The organism is Arthrobacter sp. 05N428_2 (genome assembly GCF_056397065.1).
Genome location: NZ_JBFTMR010000026.1, coordinates 20,070 through 29,533 on the forward strand (window position 1 = coordinate 20,070; position 9,464 = coordinate 29,533).

General features: G+C 69.9%; 10 protein-coding genes. 5 read left to right on the forward strand and 5 right to left on the reverse strand.

Translation table 11 applies throughout. The annotated features are described in order from the left end of the window. Nucleotides 1-11: 11 nt before the first annotated feature. Genes ygfZ through AC1DGI_RS17565 form a run of 3 tightly spaced genes read left to right on the forward strand, consistent with a single transcriptional unit; the run spans nt 12 to nt 3,056 of the window. Entirely contained in the window at nt 12-1,094 is a 1,083-nt protein-coding gene (gene ygfZ, locus AC1DGI_RS17555) for a CAF17-like 4Fe-4S cluster assembly/insertion protein YgfZ (RefSeq protein WP_441402732.1), read from the forward strand. Continuing rightward, nucleotides 1,091-1,480, forward strand: a complete 390-nt coding sequence (locus tag AC1DGI_RS17560) for an ankyrin repeat domain-containing protein (protein WP_441402731.1) — start codon at nt 1,091-1,093, stop codon at nt 1,478-1,480. The genes ygfZ and AC1DGI_RS17560 overlap by 4 nt, the downstream gene beginning before the upstream one ends. Nucleotides 1,481-1,532: 52 nt before the next feature. Further along, the gene (locus AC1DGI_RS17565; RefSeq protein ID WP_476899741.1) at nt 1,533-3,056 is read left to right on the forward strand and encodes a DHA2 family efflux MFS transporter permease subunit; all 1,524 of its coding nucleotides are present in this window, start codon (nt 1,533-1,535) and stop codon (nt 3,054-3,056) included. A gap of 5 nt (nt 3,057-3,061) precedes the next feature. On the opposite strand, the gene AC1DGI_RS17570 is transcribed toward AC1DGI_RS17565, so the two are convergent. From AC1DGI_RS17570 to AC1DGI_RS17590, 5 genes are all read right to left on the reverse strand, one after another. Next, nucleotides 3,062-3,775, reverse strand: coding sequence for an N-acetyltransferase family protein (locus AC1DGI_RS17570; RefSeq protein ID WP_476899742.1), 714 nt, complete (start codon nt 3,773-3,775; stop codon nt 3,062-3,064). Nucleotides 3,776-3,812: 37 nt separating this feature from the next. Beyond that, the gene (locus AC1DGI_RS17575; RefSeq protein ID WP_441401344.1) at nt 3,813-4,838 is read right to left on the reverse strand and encodes a 6-phosphofructokinase; all 1,026 of its coding nucleotides are present in this window, start codon (nt 4,836-4,838) and stop codon (nt 3,813-3,815) included. 175 nt (nt 4,839-5,013) lie between these two features. Beyond that, nucleotides 5,014-5,268, reverse strand: coding sequence for a PspC domain-containing protein (locus AC1DGI_RS17580; RefSeq protein WP_441401346.1), 255 nt, complete (start codon nt 5,266-5,268; stop codon nt 5,014-5,016). Between the two features lie 3 nt (nt 5,269-5,271). Further along, the gene (locus tag AC1DGI_RS17585) at nt 5,272-5,544 is read right to left on the reverse strand and encodes a hypothetical protein (RefSeq protein ID WP_476899743.1); all 273 of its coding nucleotides are present in this window, start codon (nt 5,542-5,544) and stop codon (nt 5,272-5,274) included. Between the two features lies 1 nt (nt 5,545). Beyond that, nucleotides 5,546-7,096, reverse strand: a complete 1,551-nt coding sequence (locus tag AC1DGI_RS17590; protein ID WP_476899744.1) for a PspC domain-containing protein — start codon at nt 7,094-7,096, stop codon at nt 5,546-5,548. A gap of 125 nt (nt 7,097-7,221) precedes the next feature. On the opposite strand from AC1DGI_RS17590, the gene AC1DGI_RS17595 reads away from it, so the two are divergent. Both AC1DGI_RS17595 and AC1DGI_RS17600 read left to right on the forward strand, forming a co-directional pair. Further along, the gene (locus tag AC1DGI_RS17595; protein WP_476899745.1) at nt 7,222-8,565 is read left to right on the forward strand and encodes an ATP-binding protein; all 1,344 of its coding nucleotides are present in this window, start codon (nt 7,222-7,224) and stop codon (nt 8,563-8,565) included. Continuing rightward, nucleotides 8,562-9,251 (forward strand): LuxR C-terminal-related transcriptional regulator, encoded by a 690-nt coding sequence (locus AC1DGI_RS17600; protein WP_441401354.1) that lies wholly within the window; start codon nt 8,562-8,564, stop codon nt 9,249-9,251. The genes AC1DGI_RS17595 and AC1DGI_RS17600 overlap by 4 nt, the downstream gene beginning before the upstream one ends. The last annotated feature ends 213 nt before the right edge of the window (nt 9,252-9,464 follow it).

The following is a 9,464-nucleotide window of genomic DNA, read 5'->3' on the forward strand; positions in this document are numbered from 1 at the left end:
TTCTACTTCATATGACTACCAAGAGCCCCCTGCTGTCGCGCCCGGGCGCCGTCGAAGCGGCCGGAGCGGACGCCGGCGTCGCCGCCCACTACGGCGAGCCGCTGCCGGAACAGCGTGCGCTGGCCGCCGGGACCGCCGTCGTCGATCTGTCCCAACGCGGCGTGGTCACCGTGACCGGGCCGGACCGCCTGAGCTGGCTCAACACGCTCTCCTCCCAGCAACTCACCGCCCTGGCCCCGGGCCAGTCCACCGAGCTGCTGCTGCTCAGCGTGCAGGGCCGGATCGAGTTCGACGCCCGGGTGGTGGACGACGCCGCCACCACCTGGCTGATCGTCGAGGCGGCCGAGGCCGCGCCGCTGGCCGACTGGCTCACCCGGATGAAGTTCATGCTCCGGGTCGAGGTCGCCGACGTATCGGCGGACTGGGCGGTGCTGGGCACCACCCGTCCTGTCCCGGAGTGGTCCGGGCTCCAGGTCTGGGAAGACCCGTGGCCGCACGTCGGGGCCGGCGGCTACTCCTACGCGGTGGTCGGCGAGGACGCCCACCCCGGTCTGGAACGGCCGTGGTTCGAGTACCTCGTGCCGACCGCCGCGCTTGAAGAGACCGTGGGCGCGCGCCCGCTGGCCGGCGTCCTGGCGGCGGAGGCGTTGCGCATCGCCGCCTGGCGGCCCCGGTGGGGAGCGGAGACCGACGACAAAACCATCCCGCACGAGCTGGACCTGCTTCGCACCGCCGTGCACCTCGCGAAGGGCTGCTACAAGGGCCAGGAAACCATCGCCCGGGTCCATAACCTGGGCCACCCGCCGCGGCGGCTGGTCTTCCTCCAGCTGGACGGGTCGCAGCACACCCTGCCCGCGGTCGGCAGTGAAGTCCGGGCCGGTGAGCGGAGAGTCGGCGCGGTGACCTCCGTGGCCCAGCACTACGAAATGGGCCCGGTGGCCCTGGCGGTCATCAAGCGATCCGTCGCCCCGGACGAGGCGCTGACCGTGATGGACGGTGAGGAGCCGTACACCGCGGCGCAGGAACTCATCGTGGCGCCCGACGCAGGGCAAGTCGTGGGCCGACAAACCGGGTTCCTGCGGGGAACCCGATGAACGGCGGAGCGCCCGACGACGAGGCCCTCGCCCTGGCCCACACCCTGTTCGACGCCGCCCGCGACGGAAGCTCCGCGCTGCTCGGCGGCTACCTCGCTGCCGGCGCACCGGCCACGCTCACCACCGCGGCGGGCGACTCGCTGCTCATGCTGGCGGCCTACCACGGCCACGCGGACACCGTCGGGCTGATTCTGGCCCACGGCGGCGACGCCAACACGGCCAACGACCGCGGCCAGACGCCGCTGGCCGGGGCCGTGTTCAAGGGCTACCCGGACGTTGTGAAGGTGCTCATGGACGCCGGCGCGGACCCCGACGCGGGCACCCCCTCCGCCCGGGCGGCCGCCCAAATGTTTGCCCGGCACGACATACTTGCACTCCTCGGATGACTGCTTCACCCCCAACTCCAGCCCTGGCAACACGCACCGTAAGGAACCCCCGATGGAAAACGTAGCGAGGCCGTGGGCCGCCCTCTGGTCCCTGGTGATCGGATTCTTCATGATCCTGATCGACACCACCATCGTCTCGGTGGCCAACCCCCGGATCATGGAAGGCCTGAACGCCGACATTAACTCGGTGATCTGGGTGACCAGCGCGTACCTGCTGGCCTACGCCGTTCCCCTGCTCATCACGGGCCGGCTGGGCGACCGCTTCGGGCCGAAGAAGCTCTACCTGGCCGGCCTTGTCGTGTTCACCCTGGCATCCCTCTGGTGTGGACTCTCCGGCGATGTCCAAACCCTGATCGAAGCCCGGGTGCTGCAGGGACTCGGAGCCGCCATGATGACGCCGCAGACCATGGCCGTCATCACGCGGATCTTCCCGCCGGACCGCCGCGGCGCGGCCATGGGCATCTGGGGTGCCACGGCCGGTGTGGCCACCCTCGTCGGACCGATCCTGGGCGGCGTCCTGGTGGACGGGCTGGGCTGGGAATGGATCTTCTTCATCAACATCCCGGTCGGCGTCATCGGCTTCATCCTCGCCCTGCGCTTCGTGCCCTCCCTGAGCACGCATCCGCACAAGTTCGATATTCCCGGCGTGCTGCTCAGTGCCGTCGGCCTGTTCTTGCTGGTATTCGGGATCCAGGAGGGCGAAACCTATAACTGGGGCACCATTACCGGGCCCATTACGGTGTGGGGCCTGATCATCGGCGGCATCGTGGTGCTGGCCGGGTTCGTGGCGTGGCAGCGGGTCAACAAGGGCGAGCCGCTGCTGCCGCTGGGGCTGTTCAAGGACCGCAACTTCTCGCTGGCCAACGTGGGCATCACCACGGTGGGCTTCTCCGTGACGGCCTTCACCCTCCCGCTGATCTTCTACTACCAGATTGTCCGGGGCCTTACCCCGACGCAATCCGCGCTCATGATGGTTCCGATGGCGGTGATCTCGGGCGGCCTGGCGCCGGTTGTGGGCCGCATCATCGACCGGGTCAACCCGAAGTTCATCACGGCCGGCGGCCTGACGCTGATGTCCGTGGCGCTGTTCTGGAATGCTTCGCTGATGCATCCGGACACGCCGCTCTGGCTCTTCCTGCTTCCCAGCGCAGTGCTGGGCGTCGCGAATGCCGGCATCTGGGCGCCATTGAGCTCGACGGCCACCCGCAACCTGCCGCCGCGCCAGGCCGGCGCCGGTTCCGGCGTCTACAACACCACCCGCCAGATCGGCGCGGTTCTGGGCAGCGCCGCCATTGCCGTGCTGATCCAGGCCCGGCTCGCGGCGGAAGTGCCCGCTGCTCCGGGCGCAGCCGGGGGAGCGAGCCCGATGGCCTTCGGCGGCCACCTGCCCGAGGCGCTGCACGACGGATTCTCGACGGCGATGGGCCAGTCCATCATGCTGCCCGCGGCGGTGGTTCTGCTCGGCACGGCCGCGGCATTGTTCTTCGCCAAGCCCCAGCCGCACTCGGGCTGGGGAGCCCCGGCCGCGGAGAGCCGCCGCGGGGTCGCGGACAGCGCCGAGGCCCAGCGGGGCTAGTACAGCTAGGCGCCCAGCAGCACGCTGGTCTGGATGCCTCCTGCGGTGAAGCCCAGGCTCCGGGCCAGGGCCAGCGAACCCTTGTTGCTGACGTCGGAGCGCCACTGCAGTGTCAGCCCGGACGCCAGGGCGTCGTGGGCCGCTATCGAAGCGGCCAGTGTGCCGACGCCCTGGCGCCGCCACTGCGGTGCCACCAGCACCCCCAGCTGCGCCAGGATGCCCTCCCACTCGGTGTAGGCGCCGCACGCCACCGGCGTCCGGCGGCCCGCTTCCACCTGCATGATGGTGAAGCGGTGTTCCAGCTCCGCGAGGCCCACTTCGTTGACGTCATCCGGCGGGCAGAGCGCTTCGAGTTCGATCGCTTCGGGGTTCCCGTGCGAGACAGTCAGCTCCTCTGCGGGTTGCTGCAGTGGCAGCTCGTCGGCGAAGAACAACGCGGCGGCGCCCAGTCCGTGGCCGCCGTGCCGCCGGGTGATGGTCAGCAGGGTGACGTGCTGTGCCAGCTCCTCTTCGGGATATCCGGCGGCCGCGTCCAGCGCCCATTGCGGCCCGACGAGGGCGGAGCTGCCAAAGAGGCGGAGAAACTGCACGGAACGGGCCGCCTCATCGGCGCGGGTGAGCCGGCGGCCCGCGGCGGCGCCGAACGCGCCGTCGTCGAAGCCCAGCCGGCGTGCCCACGCGAGCTGGATGATTTCAGCGGAACCGGGCTCAAGAGTCATGATTCAACCCTACCCAGCCCCGCGGCGCCCTGCCGCCTTAGCCGAAGAGGACCGCAGCCTCGTCGTAACGGTTCTGCGGCACGCTCTTGAGGTTGCCGAGCGCAGCGTCGAAGCCGACATGGACAATGTCGGTGCCGTTCAGCGACACCATGGTTCCCCAGCGCTTTTCGACGACCGAGTCGATGGCGGCCAGGCCGAGGCGGGTCGCGAGGACCCGGTCAAAAGCGGTCGGGACACCGCCGCGCTGGATATGTCCCAGCACGGTGGCCCGGGTCTCGATGCCGGTCCGGGCCTCCAGTTCGGGCGCCAGCAGTTCGGCGATGCCGCCCAGCCGCGGCCGGCCGAAGGTGTCCAGTCCGCGCTCGGAGTGCGGGGATTCCTGGCCCTCGGGCACGAAGCCTTCCGCGACGACGACCAGCGGGGCGCGGCCACGGTCGCGGGCCGAGAGGACCCAGTCGGTGATCTGTTCCATCGAGGCCTTTTGCTCCGGGATCAGGATGGCATGGGCGCCGGAGGCCATGCCGGCGTGCAGGGCGATCCAGCCCACATGGCGGCCCATCACCTCGGCGATCATGGTCCGGTGGTGCGATTCCCCGGTGGTTCGGAGCCGGTCTATGGCCTCGGTGGCGATCTCGACGGCGGTATCGAAGCCGAAGGTGTAGTCGGTGGCGTCCAGGTCGTTGTCGACCGTCTTGGGCACCCCCACGATTTTCAGGCCCGCGTCGGTGAGCCGCTTCGCCGCCGCCAGGGTGCCTTCGCCGCCGATCGCGATCATGGCGTCGATGCCGAGCCGATCCATGTTGGCCTTGATAACCTCGGGGCCGCCGTTGTTCTCGAACGGGTTGGTCCGGGACGTGCCGAGAATGGTTCCGCCCTGCTTGGCGATGCCGCGGACCAGGGTGCGCGGGATATCGATCACGTCGGCTTCGACCACGCCGCGCCAGCCGTCCAGGAACCCCACGAATTCCTGGCCGTGGACCGCAATTCCCTTAAGGACGACCCCGCGGATGACGGCATTCAGCCCCGGGCAGTCTCCGCCGCTGGTGAGGATTCCAATTTTCATGTCTCGGCTCAAATCCTGGTTCGAAGGGGTACAGGCAGAGCGCCACGCTGAGCTCACCTGGAAGTCTACTGGCGGATGTGGGGCAGCACACAACCGTTACCTATGCTCAACGCCCAATGCCCCGGCCTGGTAGGCAGGGGCACTGGGCGTAGGTGCGTCGGCGCGGCGGTCCGGCTCAGGGCCTGCCGGCGCGCCGCTCAAGGAAGGACTCCGCGATAATCGCGTTCCGCTGGTCCGGCAGGAGCAGCCAGGCAGCCAGGTAGAACACGAAGGCGGGTCCGGGGAGCAGGGCGAACAGCAGATACGCGATCCGGACGTACGCGACGTCGACGTTCAGCTTGGCGGCGATCCCGCCGCAGACTCCGCCCAGCCAGCGCTGCGGACCGCGTTTCAGGCCGAGGCCCCGGACGATGCTGAAGAACTTATCCATGGGTCAAGACTTCCCTGTCGTAGTGTCTTTGTCACGCCCGCGCGCGGACAGCACGCCGCCGATCACCAGTGCTGCACCGGCCCCGATCATCAGGCCGATCAGCACGTAGGTTCCGTTCAAGGCGATGAGGCCGAGCCGGGAGATGATGGTCAACGCCGCCAGGGCCAGGACGACCAGACCCCAGACCACAGTGCCCACCCGGGCACGCGGGCTGCCGGACGTCTCGGCCACCGCCGGGGATCCCTTCGATTCCGCTGCCGGATCGTAGCTGCTCATGTCAGTTCCCTTCCTTCACGGTGATGTTGCTGAAAGTCCCCGAGATCTTGACGATCAGCCGGCCGCCGGCCTTGTCCGTGTTGTAGTTGCTCTGCTGGGTCGTGGTGCCGCCGTGGTCGCCGCGGCCGTCATTGAAGTTGCCCATCGTCATGTCCGCCTGGACCTGCACCGGGACCGCGCTCGGGATGGCCACCGTCACGTTGCTCGCGGTGGCATCGACCCGGACCACGAGGTCTGCCACCAGCGGCGCACTCAGGTTCATTTTTGTCAGGTCCACGGTGCCGGCCCCGCCGGTAAGGTCGAATCCGTCCCGGGCCTGCTCAATGCTTACCGGGCTCCAGTCGACGTTCTGGAAACGGGCCCGGTCCGCGTTGGGAACCAGGTTGAAGATGCCGCCGATGATCAGTGCGACGACGGCGAAGAACCCCAGGATGCCGGCCGTCCGGCCACGGAGCCCGGAAACGAGGATCCCCAGCCCCAGCACGGCCGCGCCGCTGGCCCACACGACGGCGTTGCCTGAGGTGCCGAGATCGATCACGTGTGCGGCCTCGAGGGCCTTGATGCCGCCGCCCACCAGGAGGGCGAGGCCTACCGTGACGGCCACGGCGGGGGCGCCCGGCCCCAGATGCCGAGACCTCGGCGCGGGCGCCTGCTGCTGTGCCTGGCCGTATCCGCCGCCGTACCCGCCAGCGCCGTACCCGTCGCCGTAGGGCGGAGGAGGAGTATCCGACGGCGCCGGCCAGCCGGCACTGCCGCGGGCGGTGTCGCCGAGGGTGGCCGCATTGACGGTCCCGCTGCCGGGCGCACCGTCGGAAGGACTGTAACCGCCGGTGTCCTGGCCCGCGCCGGGGTGGACGGGGATGGGGGCCCCGTGGCGTGCCTTGTTCCGCTGGGTCAGGTAGTAGATGACGTAGATCGCACCGCCAACCCAGAACACCGTCCAAACGAAGGCGCCGAAGCCGTAGCGGTCCCACCCCCAAACGCCGGTGCCCAGGCTGGGGAACCCGATCACGGTGGTGATCAGGGCGCCCGTCATTCCCGTGCTCCAGCGGCCCGCGGCCGCCTCCTGGACGTGGATGCGTCCGTCGGGTTCCGGCAGGAAGGCCCACGCGAGCCCGTAGAGCAGGACGCCGACGCCGGCGAACACGGTCAGGACGATCAGGATGCCGCGCACGATCAGCGGGTCGACTCCGAGCCGCTGGGCGATGCCGCTGGCGACGCCGCCGACCCAGCGCTCGCGGCCCCGGTAGATGCCGTGGCTGCGGATCCAGTCGAAGAAGTTCTGCGGCTGCGCGCCCGGCGCCGGCGCCGGCGCCGGCGGTGCGCTGCTGTAGGGCGGCGGGGCGTAGGGCGGCGGCATGTACGGCGGCGGAGTGGCCCCGGCCTGGGCCGGGTACGGACCGCCCGGCGGGTAGAGGGGCGGGGCCTCCCCGGACGGTGCGCCGGGTGGCGTGGGGTTTTCGGCGGAGCCGCCGGAAGTGGCGTCCGGACTGTTTTCCGGACGGCCTAAAACGCTCGGGTCTTCATCTGGGTGCGGAGTGTGCGGATTCATACCTCGATCCTCCCGCCTGCGGCTGCTCGCGCTCTACTGGGGAAGACCCTGAACGATCCCTGAGCGGCCCCCGGTTCGGCCCGAAAGCTGCTCCGGGGAACCCCCGTCCGTGCTTGGATTGACCTATGACTACAGCTGTTTCCCGCCCGCCGTTGGCCCGCAGCAGCAACCGGGTGATCGCCGGCGTGTGCGGCGGCCTCGCGAACCATCTCGGCTGGCCGGTGCGGATGGTCAGGGTGGGCATGGTGGTGGCGGCGCTCGCGGGCGGGGCCGGCGTCGTGTTCTATGCCTGGCTCTGGATCATGGTCCCCACCGCGGACGAGAGCGCCAAACGCAACGCCCGGCAGCCGGCGTCGCCAATCGCCCCTGCGGTGAGTGGTCCCGCCGTGGGCGAGACGTTCGCCGGCGGCCATGCTGGCGCCCCGGCCGGTACCTGGCGGACGCGGTTCCCGGGACTGCCGTTCGGCAAGGAAATCCTGCTCGGCGCGGGGTTGCTGCTGGCAGCCGGGATCCTGATCGCGCGGCTCTTCGGCCTGGACGTCCCGCTGGGCACACTGATCCCGGTGGCGGCGATCCTTGGCGGCGCCGCGATCGCCTGGATGCAGCTGGACGAGACCCGGCGCGCGGGCATTGTGGACAAAACCAAGGCGGATCAGGCCGGCGGTTGGGCCCGGCTCGCGGCCGGCCTCGGCCTGGTGGTCGCCGGGGTGCTGCTGATGGTCTCCGGCTCGGGCTCCTGGGAGCAGACCTGGCTCGCGCTGCTGGCCTCCGTCGCAGTCCTGGGCGGGGTGGCGCTGGTGCTGCTGCCCTGGGGCCTGAAGTTCTGGCGCGACCTGGAGGCCGAACGAGCAGGTCTGGTGCGTGCCACCGAAAGGGCCGAGATCGCCGCCCACCTGCACGACTCGGTGCTGCAGACACTGGCGCTGATCCAGCGGCGTGCCGGCAGCGAGCACGACGTCGTCCGGCTCGCCCGGGCGCAGGAGCGGGAGTTGCGGGGGTGGCTCTACCGGGATCCGGGCCGGGACTCGGGCCGGCTCTCCACCGGGATCCAGACGGCGGCTGCGGACGTGGAGGACTCGCTGGGGCACGCCGTGGAGGTCGTGACCGTGGGGGACTGCGCTATGAACGAACGCCTCGAAGCCCTGGTCCAGGCGGCGCGCGAGGCGATGCTCAACGCGGCCCGCCACGGCGGAGGCGCCGTCTCGGTGTATCTGGAGGTCACGGACGACGCCGCCGAAGTCTTCGTGAAGGACCGCGGGCCGGGCTTCGATCCGGCGTCCATCCCGGCGGACCGCCTGGGGGTGCGGCAATCTATGATCGGACGGATGCGGCGCCACGGCGGCACGGCGACCATCGTGAGCAGCCCCGACGGTACCGAGGTACGACTGCGGCTGCCGCTCGCGGCCGCCGCGGCCGGAACCAACGGAACGCACGGAGCGGCCGACACCAACCGAGAGGACAACCAGTGAGCAGCCAGCCAGTCGACAGCGGCGGAGCCCCGAGCATACCCGCAGCCACCCGCGTTGTAATCGTCGACGACCACGCCATCTTCCGGTCCGGACTGAAGGCCGACCTGGACCCCGCCATCGTCGTCGTCGGCGAGGCAGGAACCGTGGAAGAAGCGGTCGCAGTCATCGCCCAGACGCGGCCCGACGTCGTCCTGCTGGATGTCCACCTGCCCGGCGGACTGGGCGGCGGCGGACGGGAGGTGCTGGCCGGCTCCGCCCCGCTGCTGGGCAGCATCAGGTTCCTGGCGCTGAGCGTTTCCGACGCCGCCGAGGATGTCGTTGCCGTAATCCGCGCCGGCGCACGGGGCTACGTCACCAAGACCATTTCCGGAGCCCAGATCAGCGACGCGGTGCGCCGCGTGGCGGGCGGCGACGCGGTCTTCTCCCCGCGGCTGGCCGGCTTCGTCCTCGACGCCTTCGGGACCGCCCCGGCGGACATCGCGGACGACGAACTCGACCGGCTGTCGGCCCGCGAACTCGAGGTGATGCGGCTGATCGCGCGCGGCTACAGCTACAAGGAAGTTGCCAAGGAGCTGTTCATCTCCATCAAGACGGTCGAAACCCACGTCTCGGCCGTACTGCGCAAACTCCAACTCTCCAGCCGGCACGAACTGACCCGCTGGGCCGCGGAGCGCCGCCTCCTCTAGGCCGCCATCCGACGCTCCCGCAGTTCCTGCCGGAATCCGACCGACGCTCCCGCAGTTCTTGCCGGAACCCTCTACGTCAGGCTGGTTGTGAGTCAGTCAGTGATTGAAGAGGAGCAGGAGTAGCCATGACTGTTGGTCCGCGAGGTATTAGCCGCGATGAGATTCGAGAATTGGTGCATCAGTATTACGTGCAGCCGTACGGGACGAGGAAGG